The organism is Massilia mucilaginosa, from assembly GCF_011682145.1.
In the GTDB taxonomy this organism is placed as follows: domain Bacteria; phylum Pseudomonadota; class Gammaproteobacteria; order Burkholderiales; family Burkholderiaceae_D; genus Telluria_A; species Telluria_A mucilaginosa.
Window position 1 is genome coordinate 21576 of record NZ_WHJH01000041.1, and the last position, 19387, is coordinate 40962.

15 protein-coding genes are annotated in these 19387 nt (G+C 63.8%); 10 read left to right on the forward strand and 5 right to left on the reverse strand.

The genetic code is table 11. The annotated features are described in order from the left end of the window. Window positions 1–191: 191 nt before the first annotated feature. The 4 genes from F2P45_RS24750 to F2P45_RS24765 all read left to right on the forward strand — a co-directional run bounded on the left by F2P45_RS24750 (window position 192) and on the right by F2P45_RS24765 (window position 6228). Entirely contained in the window at window positions 192–1274 is a 1083-nt protein-coding gene (locus tag F2P45_RS24750; protein WP_166880830.1) for a 3-deoxy-7-phosphoheptulonate synthase, read from the forward strand. After that, on the forward strand, window positions 1267–2448 hold the full coding sequence (locus tag F2P45_RS24755) for an MFS transporter (protein WP_166880831.1): 1182 nt from the start codon (window positions 1267–1269) through the stop codon (window positions 2446–2448). The genes F2P45_RS24750 and F2P45_RS24755 overlap by 8 nt, the downstream gene beginning before the upstream one ends. Window positions 2449–2559: 111 nt before the next feature. Beyond that, window positions 2560–3714, forward strand: a complete 1155-nt coding sequence (locus F2P45_RS24760) for a type IV pilus twitching motility protein PilT (protein WP_166880833.1) — start codon at window positions 2560–2562, stop codon at window positions 3712–3714. A 1371-nt stretch (window positions 3715–5085) separates the two neighbouring features. Then, a complete protein-coding gene (locus tag F2P45_RS24765) occupies window positions 5086–6228 on the forward strand; it encodes a Kelch repeat-containing protein (protein WP_166880835.1) in 1143 nt (380 codons plus the stop codon). A 124-nt stretch (window positions 6229–6352) separates the two neighbouring features. Here the strand turns inward: F2P45_RS24765 and F2P45_RS24770 are convergent, their stop codons facing one another. Together F2P45_RS24770 and F2P45_RS24775 are read right to left on the reverse strand one after the other, a co-directional pair. Next, window positions 6353–7627, reverse strand: coding sequence for a c-type cytochrome (locus F2P45_RS24770; protein WP_166880836.1), 1275 nt, complete (start codon window positions 7625–7627; stop codon window positions 6353–6355). 15 nt (window positions 7628–7642) lie between these two features. Next, window positions 7643–8356, reverse strand: a complete 714-nt coding sequence (locus F2P45_RS24775; protein WP_166880838.1) for a c-type cytochrome — start codon at window positions 8354–8356, stop codon at window positions 7643–7645. A 173-nt stretch (window positions 8357–8529) separates the two neighbouring features. On the opposite strand from F2P45_RS24775, the gene F2P45_RS24780 reads away from it, so the two are divergent. The 3 genes from F2P45_RS24780 to F2P45_RS24790 all read left to right on the forward strand — a co-directional run bounded on the left by F2P45_RS24780 (window position 8530) and on the right by F2P45_RS24790 (window position 12275). Continuing rightward, window positions 8530–9417: a LysR family transcriptional regulator gene (locus F2P45_RS24780; RefSeq protein ID WP_166880839.1), complete on the forward strand. Its 888-nt coding sequence runs from the start codon at window positions 8530–8532 to the stop codon at window positions 9415–9417. A 100-nt stretch (window positions 9418–9517) separates the two neighbouring features. Further along, window positions 9518–9922: a RidA family protein gene (locus tag F2P45_RS24785; protein ID WP_166880841.1), complete on the forward strand. Its 405-nt coding sequence runs from the start codon at window positions 9518–9520 to the stop codon at window positions 9920–9922. A 319-nt stretch (window positions 9923–10241) separates the two neighbouring features. Continuing rightward, on the forward strand, window positions 10242–12275 hold the full coding sequence (locus tag F2P45_RS24790; RefSeq protein WP_166880888.1) for a PQQ-dependent sugar dehydrogenase: 2034 nt from the start codon (window positions 10242–10244) through the stop codon (window positions 12273–12275). A 48-nt stretch (window positions 12276–12323) separates the two neighbouring features. Here F2P45_RS24790 and F2P45_RS24795 read toward each other — a convergent pair whose 3' ends face one another. Then, window positions 12324–12932: a 3'-5' exonuclease gene (locus F2P45_RS24795; protein WP_166880843.1), complete on the reverse strand. Its 609-nt coding sequence runs from the start codon at window positions 12930–12932 to the stop codon at window positions 12324–12326. An 11-nt stretch (window positions 12933–12943) separates the two neighbouring features. Then, window positions 12944–13462: a ProQ/FINO family protein gene (locus F2P45_RS24800; protein ID WP_166880844.1), complete on the reverse strand. Its 519-nt coding sequence runs from the start codon at window positions 13460–13462 to the stop codon at window positions 12944–12946. Window positions 13463–14003: 541 nt separating this feature from the next. Between F2P45_RS24800 and rpoD the strand changes: the two genes are divergently transcribed. The 3 genes from rpoD (at window position 14004) to F2P45_RS24815 (ending at window position 17690) form a co-directional block, all read left to right on the forward strand. Further along, the gene (gene rpoD, locus F2P45_RS24805; RefSeq protein ID WP_166880846.1) at window positions 14004–16589 is read left to right on the forward strand and encodes an RNA polymerase sigma factor RpoD; all 2586 of its coding nucleotides are present in this window, start codon (window positions 14004–14006) and stop codon (window positions 16587–16589) included. Between the two features lie 217 nt (window positions 16590–16806). Then, window positions 16807–17241 (forward strand): hypothetical protein, encoded by a 435-nt coding sequence (locus F2P45_RS24810; protein WP_166880848.1) that lies wholly within the window; start codon window positions 16807–16809, stop codon window positions 17239–17241. Next, window positions 17205–17690, forward strand: coding sequence for a hypothetical protein (locus F2P45_RS24815; RefSeq protein WP_166880850.1), 486 nt, complete (start codon window positions 17205–17207; stop codon window positions 17688–17690). The genes F2P45_RS24810 and F2P45_RS24815 overlap by 37 nt, the downstream gene beginning before the upstream one ends. Window positions 17691–17844: 154 nt before the next feature. On the opposite strand, the gene F2P45_RS24820 is transcribed toward F2P45_RS24815, so the two are convergent. Next, window positions 17845–19212: a PAS domain-containing sensor histidine kinase gene (locus F2P45_RS24820; RefSeq protein WP_166880851.1), complete on the reverse strand. Its 1368-nt coding sequence runs from the start codon at window positions 19210–19212 to the stop codon at window positions 17845–17847. Between the last annotated feature and the right edge of the window lie 175 nt (window positions 19213–19387).

Here is a 19387-nt window from a genome sequence, read left to right on the forward strand (position 1 = left end):
ATTGATTCGCATTTATCGAGTATGGTATGCTTAAGTTTCACACCTGTCAACGATGGCAATTGTTCATCCCACTTGAGAAGACCTACCATGCCCGCACTTCACTTCACCGCTCGCCAACCGGGTGCGCTTTTGTTCGCCGCGCCCGCCGCGCCGGCCCCCGCCGCCCCCGCCACCACCCGCGGCGAGCGCGCATGAAGCGCGACCTGTCTCCGCTGTCGCACGATACGCCCGGCCCGCTGCCGTCGCCCGCCGAGCTGCGCGCGCAACTGCCGCTGTCCGATACCAGCGCCCTGACGATCGGCGCCGCGCGCCAGACCGTGCGCGATATTCTCGACCGCCGCGACCCGCGCCTGATGGTGGTGGTCGGTCCCTGTTCGATCCACGACCTGCACGCGGGACGCGATTACGCGCGCCGGCTCAAGGCGCTGGCCGACGAAGTGGCCGACACGCTGTTCGTGGTCATGCGCGTGTACTTCGAAAAGCCGCGCACGCGGGTTGGCTGGAAAGGGCTGATCAACGATCCGCGCATGGATGGCTCGTTCCGCATCGACGAAGGGCTGGCGCTGGCGCGGCGCTTCCTGATCGAGGTGGCCGACCTGGGTTTGCCGGCGGCGACCGAAACGCTCGACCCGGTGTCGCCGCATTACGTCGGCGAGTTGATCAGCTGGGCCGCGATTGGCGCGCGCACCACCGAGTCGCAGACGCACCGCGAGATGGCGTCCGGCCTGGGCATGCCGGTGGGTTTCAAGAACGGCACCGACGGCAAGGTCGATACGGCGGTCAACGCGATCGCATCGAGCTCGCATCCGCATGCGTTCCTGGGCATCGACGCCGATGGCCGGGCGGCGGTGATCCGCACGCCGGGAAACCCGTACGGACACCTGGTGCTGCGCGGCGGAGGAGGGCGTCCGAACTACGATGCGGCCAGCGTGGCGCTGGCCGAACAGGCCTTGGGCAAGGGCGGCCAGCCGCCGAACATCGTGATCGACTGCGCGCACGATAACTCGAACAAGAACCACAGCTTGCAGGCCGGCGTGATGGCCGACGTGGTGCGCCAGCGCCTGGCGGGCAACCGCAGCGTGGCCGGGGTGATGGTCGAGAGCTTCATCGAGGCGGGCAACCAGGCGATTCCCGCCGAACTGTCGGCCCTGCGCTACGGCTGTTCGGTGACCGACCCGTGCGTGGACTGGGACGAGACGGCGGCCATGCTGCGCGCCGCGCGCGAAGCGTTGCGCGCGGACGTGGCGGCACGGCGGAAAGGCGCCGATGTCTAAGCAGTCGCGCGCAATCCTGCTGGTCGCGGCGCTGCAGTTCGTGTACCTGGTCGACTTCATGATGGTGCTGCCGCTCGGCCCCGACCTGGCGCGCGAGCATGGCTTTGCGGTCGACCGCCTGGGATGGCTGGCGGCGGCCTACACGCTGGCGTCGGCGCTATCGAGCCTGGTCACCTTCCGCCTGCTGGACCGCTTCGACCGTAAACCAGCGCTGCTGCTCACCTTCGGCTTGCTGGCGCTGGCGACCCTGGCGACCAGCTTTTGCCACGGCTTGCCGGCGTTGATGGTGGCGCGCGCGCTGACCGGCGCCTTTGGCGGGCCGGCGGTGGCGATCGGCATGGCCATCGTGATCGACATGACGGCGCCCGAGCAGCGCGGCAAGGCCATGGCCAAGGTGATGCTGGGCTTTTCGCTGGCGGCGATTGCCGGCGTGCCGCTCGGCCTGGAGGTGGCGCGGATCGGCGGCTGGCAGGCGCCGTTTTACATGGTGGGGGCGCTGGCGGCGCTGGTGCTCGTCGCCATGGCGTGCCTGCTGCCCGCGCTGGAAGGGCACCTGAACGCGCGCGAAAAGGTATCCGCGCGCATCCTGCTGGCGCGGCCCGCGGTGCGCCTGGCGATGCTGCTGCAGGCTGGCAGCGCGTTTTCGGCCTTTTTGGTGATCCCGCATTTTTCGGCGTACTTCTTGCTGAACCTGGGCTTTCCGCGCGCGCAGCTCGGCATGCTGTATTTCGCCGGGGGCGTGGTGGCGCTGCTGACGGTGCAGCTGCTCGGGCGCCTGGCCGACCGTTCCGGCCCGGTGCTGGCCGCTTCGCTGGCGTCGATCGCTTTCTGCGTGGGGATGGCGCCGTTCTTCGGCCTGGGCGCGGCGCTGCCGATCCTGTTCTTCGTGCTGTTCATGGCCGGTAACGCGGGACGCAATGTGACCATGGCCGCCACCGTCAGCCAGGTGCCGTCGCCGCACGAGCGGGCCGGTTTCATGTCGCTGCAAAGCCTGGTGCAGGATGTGGCCATCGGCGCGGCCGCGCTGGTGACCAGCTGGCAGCTGGGCGAAGCGGCCGACGGCCGCCTGACCGGCATGGCGCCGGTGGCGGCGCTGGCGGCCGTGATGGCGGTGGGCGTCGCCTGCGGGCTCGCGCGGCTGGCCAGAGCGCGCCGCGCTGTTGCGCTGGAGTGACACAGGAAGGGCTGCGATGTGACCATCCTGAAAAATTATCTTTCAGGATTGCAATTTTTTGCGGGGACTGGTCTTATAATTATCGGCACTATTGACCACGCCAAGAGCCAGATGGAAAACCACCAGTCCTCGCAGATCCGTACCCTGTCCTATGTCGAGAATGAAGACCATCCGGTGTTCGGCACCCTGGTCGAACAGATTCTTCACCTGCTCAATTCGAAGCTCATTTTCAGCGACATCATCATTCATCAGAATAGTCCGCTGATGCTGCGCCAGCCGAAAGGGCTGGTGGCGGTGACCGATTCGCCGATCACCAAGGAGGAGCTGGAAGAGTTCTTCGAAGTGATCGAGCCCGCCTGGGCCGAGCGCATCGCCGACCGTGCGTTCGACCGCTCGATCGACCTGCACACGGCGCGCATCCGCGCCAACTGCTTTACTTTCCAGGGCAAGAAGCGGCTTGGCTGCGTGGTGCGGCGCTTTCCGCGCGAGCCGCTGCCGCTCAATCAACTGGGCCTGCGCGCGGCGGAGCAGGACTTTGCGCTGCTCACCAGCGGCCTGGTGCTGATCATCGGCGACACCTGCCAGGGCAAGTCGACCACCATCGCCTCGATGATCGACCAGATCAACAAGACGCGTTCGGGTCACATCATCACCATCGAAGACCCGGTCGAGACCCTGATCCCGCAGCGTAAATGCATCATCACCCAGCGCGAAGTGGGCTTCGACGGCGACGTCGAGAGTTACTACCTCGGCGCGCTGGACGCGCTGCGCGAGCGGCCGGACGTGATTGTGATCGGCGAGATCCGCGACGCCCAGACCGCGCAGGAAGCGCTGGCGCTGGCCGAATCGGGGCCGCTGGTGCTGGCCACCCTGCACGCGCGTTCGACCGAGCTGGGTTTGCAGAAGATGCTGCGCCTGCTGGGCAATTCGGATGCGCAGGCGCAGGCATTGGCGAGCGCCCTGCGCGGCGTGCTGTGCCAGGCCTTGCTGCCGTCGGTCGGCGGGGAGCGCTATTACCTGGCGACCGAGTGCCTCAGTTCGAATCCGGAAGTGGTGCGCATGATCGAATCGGGCCGCGTGGGCGAAGTGCGCTCGCTGATGGACGGCGGCACCGGCAAGTTCAACGCGGGCTGTCATTCGATGAACACGGCGCTGGTGAACCTGCTGCGCGAGAAGAAGATCAGCGTCGAAGATGCGCGCAACGCGACCACCGACCGGATCGGGTTTGCCGATGCGTGTTATAGCGGGATGCTGGACGCGGCGTAAGGAACGCTTGTCCGTATTCGTAGCGAGACGCGAGTACGGACATACCGATTGCATGACATGCAAAAAGGCGGTCCAGGCATGAAGAGATGGCGGGCCGCGAACGCCACGTCCTCGTGCAGTGGGTGATGGGAACACACGGCCGCCCCACGTGCGGATTATCAACAGCGGTGCTGGTCCCAGCGCGCTGCGGGGCTGGCATATGCTCTTGTGTCCGGCTGTTCAGGGTTATGCCGCTGCCCATCAGCGTCGGTCGACAAGTCCTTACGATGTGAGGATGAATTATCTGCACGCTCCAGGCTTCGCCCTGCCTTTTTGCTCGCCATATTCAAGAGCCTCCGCCCAAGTGCAGACAGGGACAGACTCTGTCCACCGAAGCGAGCCGTTTGTAATGCAAATCGGGAAAAATTGTATAGTGCCGCCTCCCGGGCACGAGCGGTCGGACGGCGTAGCCCAAGTCGCCACGCCCTCGCGTTTGAGAACCGGCGCGCCCCTGTCTTGGATGTAGAGATGCACGTCGTTGGTGGTGGCTGTGGTCCATGTGCCTGAGTTCCAAACCGCAAGCGCTGGTGTGACTGCCGTGTCGTACACAACAAAGTTGCCATCCGGTTGCACGACTGCGAATTTCCCATTGTACGCCTATGTTGCCCATATTGGCTTCATGTCGGCCGTACGATAGACGACCAAATTACCGTCGCCAGCTTGTAGTGTCAGTACATATTTTTTGTTTGACGAGTAAAGTGCGTCGCCGGATTGCAATCCTGTGTTGGCGGACAAACTGATCGAGTATTCCTTTGCCAATGTGCTGAGCGACACTGCGACCAAGGTGCAGAAAACGGCCGTTCTGATTGACGATTTCATAATTTTGACTCCCATGAATGGCGGATAGCCGCAGTGGTTTGGTCGAATTCGCTGGAACAAGCAATACCATCTTCGTCGCGTCGCGGCATGCGGGCAACGACCGATGTGGAGAAGGCAGATGAGCTGAGTCAAATCGATCTCACTCGTCGTAGAAAAATGAATTTTGGTACTGAAAAGGAGTTCGACGGCGAGGTGGACGAGAAATGCCTGTCAGAACGATGCAGTCTACCGGTCGAGCGAAAATCATGACGCAAGTGCCGAAAACGCGCATGGGGAACACGCCATACGGTACGAATCTTCAATACGATGGTCGGCGGAGGAGCAATTCGCGTGCGCCTTGTTCCCATGGTGATGTTTGATCTGGCGCAAACATCAGCCTAAGCAGCGGACTACGATGACGAACTACCTCGTAGAAAATGCGCAGCTCGCTTCTGTAGGCATGCCGGAGGAGCAGGCTACCTGATACCGCTTTTCGTCCGCACATCCCGGCATGGAACCGAACAGGAGCAGACCATGAAACCGCTGTACGCGCCCATCTTCGCCGCCTTCATCCTCCCCACCGCCTTTGCCCAGTACAGCGAGTGCCGGCAATCGTGGATGCCGCCCGATGCGCCCGCCTTCTGTCCGTTCGAGCCCGAACCGTCGCTGCCGGAAGCGCGCACTTACCACGCGGTCACGAACACCGGCAAGAACATCTATGTTGCAGGCGGCTACCAATTCACCGCGTCGACCGGGGTGGTGACGTACTACAACAGCGTGCTGCTCGCGCGCGTGGGCACGACTGGCCGCCTGGGGGCGTGGAGCGTCGAACCGGCCTTTGCCACGGCGCGCGCGGGCACCGCGCTGGCGCAGGCCGGCAACTGCCTGTTCCTGGCTGGCGGCAGTTCCTCGACGCCGACCTCGCTCAACTACTACGACGATGTTCAGTTCGCGCGGGTGCAGACGAACGGGCGCTTGTCCGCCTGGACCAGCAGCCCTTCGAAACTCAAAACGCCGCGCTCGAACCACAGCCTGCTGACCATTAGCGGCGAGCAAGGCACGTTTCTGTATGTCGTGGCGGGCGTTACACAGATCGGGGCCGATACGGTGCACCTGGACGATGTGGAGGTCGCCAAGGTCGGCAATGACTGCGCGCTTGGTCCCTGGCAGGGGGCCAACTTCCACATGAAAGGCGGGCGCAGCTCGCCGCAGGCGCTGGCGGTGCGCAAGCATATCGTGACCATCGGCGGCTGGGGCGACCTCGATTTGTATGATGTGTACGATGACGTGCAGGTCAGTGCACCGCGCCCGGATGGCACTCTGGCCCCATGGCAAACGGCGCCCGCGCGCCTGACCTCGGGTCTGTACGGCCACGCGGCGGTATTCGTTCCCGCGCCGCAAGGGCCGCAGGCGCCGATGCTGCTGACCGTCGGTGGCCAGCCCGGCACCGGCGCCTACGCCAACTGGATCAATTACAACTATGTGCGGCGCAACGAGAGCTTGCCGGATGCACTGGGCCGCTGGCGCATTGCTCCCAGCGGCAAGCTGCCGAACGGGCGCGCCGGATTGGGCGCCGTCGAGGTGGACGGGCGCCTGTTCGTCATCGGCGGCAACGATTCAGCCGGTGTGTATTACCGCGACGTGCTGTCGGCACGCTTCGATGCCGGGCGGCCGTGAAGGTGGCCAGCTGTCAGCGCTGGCCAAACAGGGCTCGTGCCCCCGGTCGGCAAGATCGCGCTAACGCCAGTCCGAGTCCGTCGAGTTTGGCGGCGGGGCACGAACATCATGCCCCGCGGTCTACTCAATCGAGCGGCACGCCCCGATACTTGTTGACCTCCGACGCTGTCACCGGCGGCGCCTTGTTGCTCCAGCTATTGCGCAGGTAGCTCACCACGGCCGCCACTTCATGATCATCCATGACGTGGCTGTACGGCGGCATGCCGTACGGACGCGGATTGCCGGCCGTGCCCGGCGCAAAGCCGCCGTTGAGCACGATACGGATCGGGTTGACCGCTTCCTTCATGGTCAGCGCGCGGTTGCCGTCCAGCGGCGGATAGTGCGGCGGCAAGCCTTTGCCGTCGGCGCCGTGGCACTCGATGCAGTTCGCTTCGTACAGCTTCTTGCCCTGCGCCAGCACCGTGATCACGCGCGGATCGGTCGACGCCTCCAGCGGCGGCGCCGGCGTGGCCGGCAGCGACTTCAGATACACCGCCATCGCCGTCACATCCTCGGTCTCCAGGTGCTGCAGGCTGCGCTGCACCACTTCGGCCATCGGTCCGAACACGGTGGCGCGCGGCGATACGCCGGTCTTGAGCAGGTCGACGATGTGCGGCACTTCCCAACTGCCCAGGCCCGCTTCGGCGTCGGAGGTGAGCGATGGCGCATACCAGCCGATCGTCGGAATCAGTCCGCCCGACAAGCCTTCTTCGCTAGCGCCGAAGCTGTTGCGCGTGCTGTGGCAGGCGGCGCAGTGGCCCAGGCCTTCGACCAGGTAGGCACCGCGGTTCCACTGGGCGTTCTGGGTGCCGACCGGCACGTATTCGCCCGGCTTGAAGTACAGCAGGCGCCAGCCCGCCAGCATGATCTGCTGGTTGTAGGGGAACGACAGACGGTGCGGCTGGTTCGGCGCTTTTTGCGCGGGAATGCTCTGCATGAAGGCGTACAGCGCGTCCGAATCGGCGCGGCTGACCTTGGTGTAGTTGGTGTACGGGAAGGCCGGATACAGCAGGCGGCCATCGCGCGACTTGCCGTTGTGCAGCGCGTTCCAGAAGTCGTCGGCGCTCCAGGCGCCGATGCCGGTCTCGCGGTCGGCGGTGATATTCGGTGCGACCAGGCTGCCGAACGGGGTCTGGAGCGCGCGCCCGCCGGCGTATTCGGCCCCGCCGCGTTCGGTGTGGCAGGCCATGCAGTCGCCGGCCTTGGCCAGATAAGCGCCACGGGCGATGTTCTGGGCGGTCGGCGCGAAGTCGGCCGGTGACTTGGAGGCGATGAAGTCGTTGCGCGGCCAGGCGACGGCGACTGCCACGCCAAGCGCGCTGGCCAGCAGCGCGAGGCTGATGAGTAATTTCTTTTTCATGGATCGGTTCCTGGCTTAGTCCGGGGCGCTGCCGCAGTTGATCGGCAGGGGGCGCGCGATGGCGGCGGCCGGGCGGGTCTCGGGCGCCACCTGCTGCGTGCCGAGCCAGGACGAGACGGCGTTGACGTCTTCCAGGCTGAGGCGTTCGGTGATGACGGCCATGCAGTCGGGTGCGTGGGTGCGGCGCGTCTTGTTGCGCCAGGCGCCGAACTGGGCGTTGATATAGTCGCGCGGCAAGCCGGCCAGGCCGGGAATCGACGGGGTCACGCCGGTCAGTTTTTCGCCATGGCAGGCGATGCAGGCCGGCACCTTGAGGGCCGGGTCGCCCTGCAGGGCCAGCTGGCGGCCGCGCGCGAGCACGGCCGGCGTGGCCGAAGTCGCCTGCGGCGGTGGCGGCGGCAAGTGCTCGGCGGCGAAATGTGCGGCGATCTCGTGCAGGTAGGCGTCGGGCAAGTGATCGACCATGTAGGTCATCAGCGGATACTGGCGGCGGCCTTCGCGGAAATTGACCAGCTGGTTGTACAGATAGCCGGCCGGCTTGCCGGAAATGCGCGGGAAGTAGGCGTCGTTGACGTCCTTCTTGGCATGGCAGGAGGCGCAGGCCAGCAGGCGCTGGGACATCGTGTCCGGCAGCACGGCGGGACGCTCGGCCGCGTGCAGCGGGGCCGCAGCGAGCATGCCGAACGCAAGCGCGCCGAGCACGAGTGCGCGGGTAGGGGTGTTTCGCATGGATGATTCTCTGATAAGGTGACCGGTGACAGCATCATAGCGTGTCACGTAAGGGGGCGACAGGTGCAGTGCGCGGCGGAAAAGCGGATCAGTCCGGTACGGCCGGTCAGGCACGGCCGGTCAGGCACGGCCAGTCAGGCACGGCCATTTCAGGAAAGGCAGGAAACTCGTTCATGATCGACAAGCTGGAGATCAATCACTTAAGAATGCTCGACGCCTTGTACAAGCACGGCAAGCTGTCGGCGGCGGCCGAGCACCTGGGCGTCTCGCAGCAGGCGATCAGCCTGCAATTGAAGAAGTTGCGCGCGCTATTGCGCGATCCGCTGTTCGTGCGCACCGGGCACGGCATGGCGGCCACGCCCTACGCCAGGTTGATCGAGCCGCATATCGAGCAGGTACTGGTGCGCATCAGCGCCATTCCGCTGCCCGATTCGGTCACACCGGCGCAGATCGAACGCACGCTGGCAATCTGCGCCACCGACTATACGCAAAAAGTCATCGTCGGCCCGCTGCTGCGCGAGCTGCGCCTGCTGGCGCCCAAGGTGAAGATCATCGTCAGCGCCATCGAGGTCCATCACCTGACCCAAAAAATGCAACGCGGCGATATCGACCTGACCTTCACTTCCGACGCTTACGTGCCGCCCGGGCTCATCTCCGAGCCGCTGTTCATCGAACAGTACCGCTGCGTGTCGGCCGACCAATCCATGCCCGCCGGCGGCGTGATGGCGCTGGACAAACTGGTCGGCTACGACTTTGTCATCACCTCGCCCGGGATCGGCAGCTTCAAGGGATCGGCGGATACCTGGTTCGAGCGGCAGGGCTTGCGCCGCAACGTGGTCATGTCGGCGCCATCGTTTTTCATGGCGATGGACTATCTGAAGCAGTCGACCATGGTCGGCTTTGTCCCGACCCGCCTGCTGCCGTGCGATGGCTTGTTCGACGTCCCCCTGGAAAAGTACCCGCCCGGATATGCAGTCGTGGCGGCCTACCATCCCAGCGCGAACAACGATCCCTTTCTGCGCTGGCTGCTGGGGCGGGTGCGCCTGCTGCTGGCGGCCTGACCATGGGTTCGCTTGTATCGCTTACAAGCGCGCCTCGATTGATGGACCGGTGGCGTCCCCGCATACTGCGGCCTCGTGTCGTTCACCAGTGAGGTTTTTCATGAGTATTGTGCAGATCAATCCGGCCGCCTTGTACGACGGCGCGCCGTTCGGCATGTCGCAGGCGACAGTCGACAGCGGCAGTGGCCTGGTGTTCGTCTCGGGACAGGTCGATTGGGGTAGCGATTACCAGGTCAGGCACGGCGCCATCGAGGCGCAGGCCGAGGGCGCCATCAGGCATCTGCTGACCGTGCTGGAGGCGTCTGGCTCATCGCTCGGGAATGTGCTGCAACTGCGCGTGTATGTCAGGGGAGAGCTCGGCGAGCACATGGACAAGCTGGCTCCGCTGATGGCCCGGTATTTCGGCGCATCGCGGCCGGCGCTCACCGGCATCGGCGTCGCCTCGCTGGCGTCGCCGGAAACCTTGATCGAAATTGAAGCGGTGGCAAGGGTATGCGATGCATAGATAAAGTGCGGGGTCAAGGATAGGGAAGGGCTGAAGGCGGCCGGTTTGCCGGGCTGCGTGAATCTAACTGTCCAGCCCGCTATTGGGGCTGTATAGTTATAAAAAGTTCATGTATGCACCTTGACTGGCGACCCTCGTTGCGGTCCTGGTGCAGCGTGTCGATGGATCGTTTCACACTGCGCCAACTTTGCCCGGGCGTACCCCTCCCACCGCATTCATGAGGATGAATCTGATGCGACCTATCCCGAACGACGCACTATATTCCTGTTTACAGGCTCCTCGCTTCACCGCGCGCCGCCGCGCAAGCCGCTTTGCGGTGATGCATGCGATTGTCGCCTTTGGCGCAGTGAGCGCCGTGCCGGCATTGGCGGCAACGCCCGCAACGCTCATCAGCGGCGCTTCGCAACGCTGCCTGGAGGTCGCCCAAGGCAGCCAGCAGCCCCGCACACCCGTCGTCATCTTCGACTGTCACGGCGCCGCCCATCAGCAATGGGAATTTTCCGCCGCCGGTGAATTGAAAACCTTCGACGGCGCCCGCTGCCTGGATGTGCGCGGCGCAAGCACCCAGCCGCAGGCCGTCGTGCAATCAACGACATGCAATGGCGGCGCCAATCAAAAATGGACGCTCAGGCCCGACAAAACCATCGTCAATGCGCAGTCCGGGCTGTGCCTGACCGTGAAAGGCGGCGCCACCGCCAATGCGACCGGCATCGATATGTGGCGATGCCAAGCCAGTTCCCATCAACAATGGTCAGTCGGTGCGACAACGCCTCCGCCGGCCGACACGCAGGAGCCGACGCCCCCGAGCGGCCTGGCCATCGCCGCCCTGGCCTGCCGTTCGGCCACGCTCACCTGGAAGGCATCGACCGACAACGTCGGGATTGCCTATTACGACATCTACCGCGACGGGCAGGCGCTCGGCACGGTCAACGCCAGCACGCTCACTGCCCAGCTCGTGCTGACGCCGGGAGCGAACTGGGGCGTCTACGTCAACGCGCGCGATGCGGCGGGCAACGTGTCGCAGGCCAGCACCTCGCTTCCAGTCAAAGTGCCGCAGTGCCAGGTGGACACCCAGCCGCCATCCGTCCCCACCGACTTCCGGGGAACGGTTGCCGGCACCACGGCGACCTTGAACTGGTCCGCCGCCACCGACAACGTCGCCGTGACCGCCTATGACATCTACCGCAACAACAGCATCGCCGGCAGCACCGGTTCGCTCGGATACACCGACGCCGGGCTCGCTGCCAACACGACCTATCAATACACGCTCGCTGCGCGCGATGCGCAGGGCAATGTGTCGCCACGCGGCACGACCTTGTCGCTGACGTCCGGCAGTGCCTGCGCCGACGTCATCTGCTCGGCGGCGCAGGTAGCGGCCGACACCGATATTCCATGGGGCCTGGCCGCTTTGCCGGACGGAACGGTGTTGTATAGCCGCCGCGACGCGCGCGACATCATCTTGTTGAACCCGGCGTCGGGCGTGAAGAAGACCGTGGGCGTGATCCCCAACGTGCAGGGGACCAATGGCGAAGGCGGGCTGCTTGGCCTGGCCATACCGCCCGGATTCCCGGACAAGGATTCCTGGCTGTACGTGTATCACACCAGCGCGACGGACAACCGCATTGTCCGCATCCGCTATGTGAACGGCACGCTCGACATCGCATCGCTCGAGGTTCTGCTCAAGGGCATCGGCCGTAACAAATACCATAATGGCGGGCGTCTGCGCTTCGGCCCGGACGGTAAACTGTATGCCACCACGGGCGACGCCCAGAACGGCGCTTATGCGCAAGACACCGGCAATCTCGCCGGCAAAGTCCTGCGGCTCAATCCCAACGGCACGCCGCCGGCCGATAACCCGTTCGGAAACTATGTCTGGAGTTACGGCCACCGCAATCCGCAGGGACTGGCCTTCGACGCAAGCGGACGTTTGTGGGAGCAGGAGTTTGGCGATTCGCAGGACGAAACCAATCTGATCGTCAAAGGCGGCAACTACGGCTGGCCGAATTGCGAAGGCGTCACCTCGCGCGCCGGGGCCGGCTGTGCAACGGCGGGCTTCATCGCGCCGAAAACGACCTATCGTAACTCGGAAGGATCGTGCAGCGGCATCGCCATCGTCCGCAATGCCCTGTATGTTGCCTGCCTGGCCGGGAAGCGTTTGTATCGCAGCGACATCAGCGGAGACAAGCTGATCAATGCCCGGCAGTTTTTTGTCGGCACCTACGACCGCCTGCGCACGGTGGAGCCTGGCATTGACGGCAATTTGTGGATGGCCAACAGCGATGCCGCCGGCGACAAGGATAGCGTGCCGAACAATACGAATACGCGAATCTGGAAGGTGACCTTGAAGCCGTAAATGGATGCGGGCTGCCCGGACGGGCAGCCCGCTTGCCGGCATGAAGACTTACAGTGCGGCCTTGGCGGCGGCCTGGTCCGAGCGCCAGCGCCGATACACGCGCAAGGCCACATGCGCATCGTCGGCGGCGTACAGGATCTGCTTGTCGCTCAAACGCGGCAAGGACCAGTTGGTGGTGGTGATCTTCTTGGACTTTTGCAGCTTCTGGCCGAAAAAGCGCGCCACCGCGGTCTTGGCGCCCAGGGTGTTGCGCTCGCCCTTGCGCAGCGCGTTCGACAGGTCGAGCACATTGTGCGCGCCGATGCCGAGTTTGCTTTGCAGGCGCAGGATGTCATCTTTCAAACCGAAACCCACCTTGAGGATGGTTGTCGATTCGAGCACGGCCCGGAGCACCTCGACGGCCGCCTCGACCGTCGGCCTGGCGCCGATCTGGAACAGGTAGGCGACCTCGTCGGTTGCCAGCTGCACCAGGTGCGGGCCGGTCGACTGCTCCCCCTTGAGGAAGGTCGGCTTCGATTCGGTATCGAAGCCGAGCACGTCGGTCGACGAGAGCGCGGCCAGCGCCTCGGCCGCATCCTGTTCGGAGCGGACCATGCGCACGCTGGCCATCGTGATGCCGTCGTAAGGCGGCAGCAGCGCGTCCGGATCGCTCGTCATTGCGGCGGGAATCAACCGTTGCGCGAGAACTTGGAGGCGAGCTGGAGCAGCTTTTCCTGGCGCAGGCGGTTCGCTTCGTCGGCCTGGGCGGCGTCGCGTTCGGCCTTCTTGCGTTCGGCTTCTTTCTTGAAGCGCTGCTGCAAGGTTTCTTTGGCGTGGGTGCGGTGGATGTCGGTCACTTCCGCGCCGGCAACGCCGTCGAGGTCGAAACGGACTGTCGCCTTTTCCATCGCGCGCAGGTAGCGCAGGGATCCGGTGTGGATGCCCAGCGCGGCGCGCATGGTCTTGCGGTCCAGGCCGGGAACGCGTGCCAGCAGTTGCTTGTCGATGCCGATGGCCAGGGGCAGGCAATCGCGGAAAGCAGGGAACTGTTGTTGTAATTGCTTGAGCAGGGAGCGCGCGCTTTGCGCGGGTGCCGGGGCCGGGTTCGGCGCGGTAGCCGACGCGGTCGCCGGAGCGGCAGCCGGTGCGGTAGCCGGTGCGGTGACGGGAACGTCCGCGGTGTCGGCGGCAAGACTAGTTGTATTCATTGACTTCATTGTAAGAGCTGGAACCGGAAGGATAGCATGCGGCCATAGGCGCGTGCGCGGATTTTATTCGCTTTTGGGCATTGCGCGCATGCGCGGAAGACCGGGAAATCGTGTATGATGCTCCTCTTGTCCTGCGCGCGGGTTGACGAAGCGCAGAAGGTTCAGCCAGTTGGAAGAGGGCGTCCCGGCACCGGCGGTATCAGCCAAGATTATATCTTTGGCTTATATCTGGTATTCGATATATCAATTATCGCGATATCTCTCCATGGTGCATAATGGTGATTGTCTCCTCTATTCTTCATCTGAAAATAGATTCAAGCCCGTTTTGCCACGGGCTTTTTTTCGTTCCGCCATGCACAGCGCCATTTTGATCATAGCACACGCACCACAGCACCCCCGCACGGGGTACGCCCAACCGGGCCATCGATGCATACGGTCGTGCTTGCAATTCGGCTACATCGCCCTTAGCTAGGGCCATCCTGATACACGTTCCATCGAGCGCGGTACGCCGGGCTCGGGTGGATTATTGACTGGAGTTTTAATGAAGAACACCGCGAAGACCTTAACCCTGACCGCCACCAAAGCGCCGCGCAAGAGCAGTGCCCAACTGGCCGTACCGAAAACCGCAACCTCCTACTTCCTCGAAACGGAAGCGGCGGCCAAGGTCACGGTGGTCAAGAAGGGGTCGCGCCTGGCTGCGGTGATGGCTGCCGCCGATCCGGTCGAGCTGGTCGAGGTGGGCACGCCTGCCGAGATCACCCAGGACGCGCTCCAGGACGCGGTCCAAAACGCAAGCGCGTACAGCGCCGAGACCATGCTGGCGTCGGCCCCGGCCGCCGACGGCGCGGCCGTGCCGGTCGTGGTGCGCAAGCGCTCCAAGCTGGCCGTGCGTCCCGACCTGGCCGCCGGGGTCGACGCCGACCTGGTGCCGGGCATGAAAGTGGCGCCGAAAGCGCGCACCGCCGTCAAGAAGATGGACCCGGAACCGACCATGATCCAGACCGCCGGCCAGGCTGTCAGCCAGACCACCGACGCGGCCGCGCTGGCCGCGATCGACACCTCCGGCTACCTGCTGCCATCGGTCAAGGTACCGGGCCGCCGCGGCCGTAAACCAAGCGAATTCACGCCGGAAAACGACGAAGTCGCCGCGCTCAACGCGGTCGAGCGCGCCGAACTGAAAGCGGTTTCGAAAGCCAAGGAACGCAAAGCCAAGGGCGGCGTGAACGGCATGCTGGCCGCCGATCCGAAAGCCTCGGAAGCGGATATGGAACGGCGCCGCCAGCAGATCAAGAACCTGATCAACATGGGCAAGGAGCGCGGCTACCTGACCTATGCAGAGATCAACGATCAACTGCCGGAAAACATCATCGATCCGGAAGCGGTCGAAGGCATCATCGCCACCTTCAACGACATGGGCATCGCTGTCTACGAACGCGCGCCGGATGCCGAAATGATGCTGCTGACCGACACGGTCGCCACCGCCACCAGCGACGACGAAGTCGAAGCGGCTGCGGCCACGGCGCTGTCGACGGTCGATTCCGACTTCGGCCGCACCACCGATCCGGTCCGCATGTACATGCGCGAAATGGGTGCGGTCGCGCTGCTCACGCGCGAAGGCGAGATCGAAATCGCCAAGCGCATCGAGGGCGGCCTGAAGGACATGGTCCAGGCCATTTCGGCCTGCCCGACCACGATCGCCGAAATCATCGCGCTGTCGCACAAGATCGCCAACGACGACCTCAAGGTCGACGAAGTGGTGGACGGTTTCGTCGACCACAACGAGAGCTCGGCCCCGGCAGCACCCGTGGTGCACGCCGCGCCATCGGAAGATGACGAGGAAGAGGAAGAAGAAGTCGAGGAAGAAGACGGCGACGCCAATGGCGGCGCGGCTGGTTTCTCGGCCGAACAGCTGGTCCAGCTGCGCAAGAACGCGCTCGACAAGTTCAAGATCATCGAAACCGAATTCGACAAGATGGCCAAGGCCTTCGAGAAGGATGGCTACGGCACCAAGAACTACGTCAAGGCGCAGGAAGTCATTTCCAACGAGCTGCTCGGCATCCGCTTCACCGCCAAGGTCGTCGAAAAGCTGTGCGACACCCTGCGCGGCCAGATGGATGAAGTGCGCCATATCGAAAAAGCCGTGCTGGCGATCTGCGTGGACCGCTGCGGCATGCCGCGCGCCCACTTCATCAAGGTGTTCCCGGGCAATGAGACGGACCTGGCCTGGGTCGACCGCGAAGTCGACTGCGCCTATCCGTACAGCGTGGTACTGAGCCGTAACGTTCCCGCGATCAAGGAACTGCAACAGCGCATGATCGACCTGCAAGCGCGCGTGGCATTGCCGCTGGCCGACCTGCGCAAGATCAACAAGCAGATGGCCGCCGGCGAAAAGCGTGCGCGCCACGCCAAGCGCGAGATGACGGTTGCCAACTTGCGTCTGGTGATTTCGATTGCGAAGAAATACATCAACCGCGGCCTGCAATTCCTCGATCTGATCCAGGAAGGCAATATCGGCCTGTTGAAGGCCGTGGACAAGTTCGAATATCGCCGCGGCTACAAGTTCTCGACCTATGCGACGTGGTGGATTCGCCAGGCGATCACGCGTTCGATCGCGGACATGGCGCGCACCATCCGCGTGCCGGTGCACATGATCGAAACGATCAACAAGATGAACCGCATTTCGCGCCAGATCATGCAGGAAACCGGCAGCGAGCCGGACCTGGCGACCCTGGCCCTGAAAATGGAAATGCCGGAGAACAAGGTTCGCGAGATCATGAAGATCGCCAAAGAGCCGATTTCGATGGAAACGCCAATGGGCGAGGATGGCGACTCGCAACTGGGCGACTTCATCGAAGACAACGCCACCCTGGCGCCGCTGGACGCCGCCTTGCACGCCTCGATGCGCAATGTGATCAAGGAAGTGCTCGATTCGCTGACCCCGCGCGAAGCCAAAGTGTTGCGTATGCGCTACGGTGTCGAGATGTCGAACGACCACACGCTGGAAGAAGTGGGCAAGCAGTTCGACGTGACGCGCGAGCGGATTCGCCAGATCGAAGCGAAAGCGATGAGCAAGCTGCGCCAGCCGTCGCGCTCGGACAAGCTCAAGAGCTTCCTGCACAACCATTAAGGTACGCTGGTCGCGTCGGCCCTGGCCCGCGCGATGGCGAAAAACCGTGTCCACCCGTCGGGTGCGCACGGTTTTTTTACGTCCGCGCGGCAGCGGCATCGGCCTTCCTGATCGTCCGGCCTCATCGCATTGATTTAATGACAATAAATGTTTCCTGTTGCATTGCTAAAAATGCTATGCTTGCGGGCTATTGTTTCATGATTGATTGAGGAAAAAAATGCAGATCACATCCCCACGCCGTACTTCCCGCCGCGCCTTGCTGCTCGCTCTGGCCTTGATGGCGTCGCCGGCGGCCCTCCTGGCAGCGAACACAATGGCCACGCCCGATCCGGCGCTGGTGGCGCGCTATATGGGCGACACCGCGGCGAGGCACGCGAAACTGGCCGAGTGCAAGAAGAAATACGATCCGGTCGGTTTCATGAGCGATGTGGCGTGCATGAGCGCAGAGAACGCCAACCGTAAAGCGGCGAGCAACAACCTGGCGTCGACCTGCAACGCGATCGACACCTTTGTCTACGTTCCCGGGAAACTGACGGGAAAAGCGCGCGAAGACTACTTTATTGCAAATACGCCATCGGACGCCATCTTGAAGAACTGTAATCTGACCAAAGAAAAATGGCTGAGCGACAGTATGAAGAGAGCGCCGCGATGATGGAATTGGAGAAAACCATGCGGACCGCATCGACACGCCATCCGTCCCTGCGCACATTGCTGCTCTCCCTCGCCCTGATGGCATCGCCAATGGCCGTGTTCGCAGCCACCATCGCCAAGCCCGATCCCGCGATGGTGGCGCGCTATGGCAGCGACGCCAAGGCATTGGACGCGAAACTTGCGGAGTGCGGGTCGAGAAAGGACATGGCCGCAGCGCTTTCCGATGTCGCTTGCATGAGCGCGGACGAAGCCAGCAGAGTAGCGGAGCGGAAAAATCTCGCTTCAAAATGCAACGCGGCGGACACCTTTGTCTACATTCCAGGCACGCTGAAGGGAAAAGAATACGAAGACTATGTGATCAAACGCGCGCCCTCGGACGCTCAGTTGAAAAACTGCAATCAGACACGCGCACAGTGGGTGCGTGACAAATTGGCAAAAACGCCAAAATAATTCGCCCAAAAAAATGCGCATCCGGAAAGCCCGGACGCGCAAACAGGGGGGAGTCAATAAACCAGGCCGACCGGGTCGCGCCTGTTTCATCGCGGCCCATTGTACATACGTCACGGCCGGCGCGACTTACATTTTTCGTATTGTTGTATCCGCGCTAATCCTCAAGCGCCGCCGCCTCGCTTTCCAGCGGAATCATCATGGCCAGGGTGGTGCCGCCGCCCGGCCGGCTGTCGATCACCATCTGCCCGCCGAACACATCGACCCGCTCGCGAATCCCGCGCAGGCCGAACGAGGCCACCTTGGCCGCATCGCCCGGCCCCATGCCGACCCCGTTGTCGACGATGGTAATCGTCAGGTATTCCATGCCGATATCGAGCCCCACCTCGACCCGGGTCGCCTTGGCGTGCCGCAAAATGTTGAGCAGGCACTCCTGGATGATGCGGAAAATGACGTCGGTGCGGTGGCTGTCGGGCAGCGGGCCGTCGCCTTCGGCCACGGTCAGCGAGGTGGCGATGCCGCTGCGCTTTTCGAACTGCTGCACGAGCCACTCGGCGGCCGCCGGCAAGCCCAGTTCCAGGGTGCTCGGATGCAGATCGTTCATGATCGCGCGCACCGAGCGGATGGTCAGGTCGATGGTGTCGAGCACGTCGCCCACCTTGCGCTTGAGCAGCGGATGGCGCAGGCCGGCGCGCGCATGCAGCATCTCCACGTCGATCTTGAGCGCCATCAGGTTCTGCCCCAGTTCGTCGTGGATGCCCTTGGCGATGCGCTTGCGCTCTTCTTCCTTGATCGTCTCCAGATGCGAACTCAACTGGCGCAGCTCGCGGAACGACTCGGCCAGCGCATGCTCGGCCATCACGCGCTCGGCCACTTCGATGCGCAGCTGGGCGTTGCTGCGCTCCAGCTCGGCCGTACGCATGCGGATGCGCACTTCCAGGCCGATCTGCACCGCCGCCAGTTCCAGCTCGGCCGCCTTGCGTCCGCTGATATCGGTCAGCATCAGCAGGGTGCCCTCGGCCACGCCGTCGTCGCCCAGCATCGGCCGCCCGCTGACGATGGCCCAGCCGATCGTGCCGTCCACCCGGCGGTACGACAGGTCGTGGGTGCAGCCGACATGGGCGGCGTCGGTGCTGGTCATTTCGGCCAGGTCGCGCGGCGGATTGTCGCCCAGGAAGTCATGCATCGGGCGCCCCAGCAGCGTGCCGGGGGTGGCGCCGAACATCTTGGCCAGGCGGGCGTTGGCGAAGGTGGTGCGGGCCGCGCCGTCGAGCGTCCAGACGCCTTCGTGGGCGGTGTCGATGAAGTGCCGGTAGCGGCTCTGGGCATGGTTGCGCGCCATGGCCAGGGCGCGGATGCGCAGGCTGGCCGCCAGCGCGGCGCCGGACAGCGCAATGGCCACGGAGAACAGCCAGCGCGGCACCGCGTGGGCGTCGCCCAGCGCGATCAGGGCCACCAGGGAGGCCAGCACCAGGACGATGGCGGCTACGGTCAGGCAAAGCGACTCCACGCTCCACGTTTTCATGCGCACACCCCTCGTGTTTCAGACAGGTTGTTGGTCAGTTCATTCTATGCCAACTTTTTGGAAATAGTTCAATTTGTACAGGACACGAATCGGGCGTATGCCCCTTGCATGGGGTGGCGGAAATCACCGCGGTGAACGTTGGTCATTGCTCATAGGACACTTTGCTGCCACACTC

Coding starts and splice junctions, on each gene's coding strand:
- F2P45_RS24750 (WP_166880830.1), top strand. CDS start 192: ATGAAGCGCGACCTGTCTCCGCTGTCGCACGATACGCCCGGCCCGCTG.
- F2P45_RS24755 (WP_166880831.1), top strand. CDS start 1,267: ATGTCTAAGCAGTCGCGCGCAATCCTGCTGGTCGCGGCGCTGCAGTTC.
- F2P45_RS24760 (WP_166880833.1), top strand. CDS start 2,560: ATGGAAAACCACCAGTCCTCGCAGATCCGTACCCTGTCCTATGTCGAG.
- F2P45_RS24765 (WP_166880835.1), top strand. CDS start 5,086: ATGAAACCGCTGTACGCGCCCATCTTCGCCGCCTTCATCCTCCCCACC.
- F2P45_RS24770 (WP_166880836.1), bottom strand. CDS start 7,627: ATGAAAAAGAAATTACTCATCAGCCTCGCGCTGCTGGCCAGCGCGCTT.
- F2P45_RS24775 (WP_166880838.1), bottom strand. CDS start 8,356: ATGCGAAACACCCCTACCCGCGCACTCGTGCTCGGCGCGCTTGCGTTC.
- F2P45_RS24780 (WP_166880839.1), top strand. CDS start 8,530: ATGATCGACAAGCTGGAGATCAATCACTTAAGAATGCTCGACGCCTTG.
- F2P45_RS24785 (WP_166880841.1), top strand. CDS start 9,518: ATGAGTATTGTGCAGATCAATCCGGCCGCCTTGTACGACGGCGCGCCG.
- F2P45_RS24790 (WP_166880888.1), top strand. CDS start 10,242: ATGCATGCGATTGTCGCCTTTGGCGCAGTGAGCGCCGTGCCGGCATTG.
- F2P45_RS24795 (WP_166880843.1), bottom strand. CDS start 12,932: ATGACGAGCGATCCGGACGCGCTGCTGCCGCCTTACGACGGCATCACG.
- F2P45_RS24800 (WP_166880844.1), bottom strand. CDS start 13,462: ATGAATACAACTAGTCTTGCCGCCGACACCGCGGACGTTCCCGTCACC.
- rpoD (WP_166880846.1), top strand. CDS start 14,004: ATGAAGAACACCGCGAAGACCTTAACCCTGACCGCCACCAAAGCGCCG.
- F2P45_RS24810 (WP_166880848.1), top strand. CDS start 16,807: ATGCAGATCACATCCCCACGCCGTACTTCCCGCCGCGCCTTGCTGCTC.
- F2P45_RS24815 (WP_166880850.1), top strand. CDS start 17,205: ATGGCTGAGCGACAGTATGAAGAGAGCGCCGCGATGATGGAATTGGAG.
- F2P45_RS24820 (WP_166880851.1), bottom strand. CDS start 19,212: ATGAAAACGTGGAGCGTGGAGTCGCTTTGCCTGACCGTAGCCGCCATC.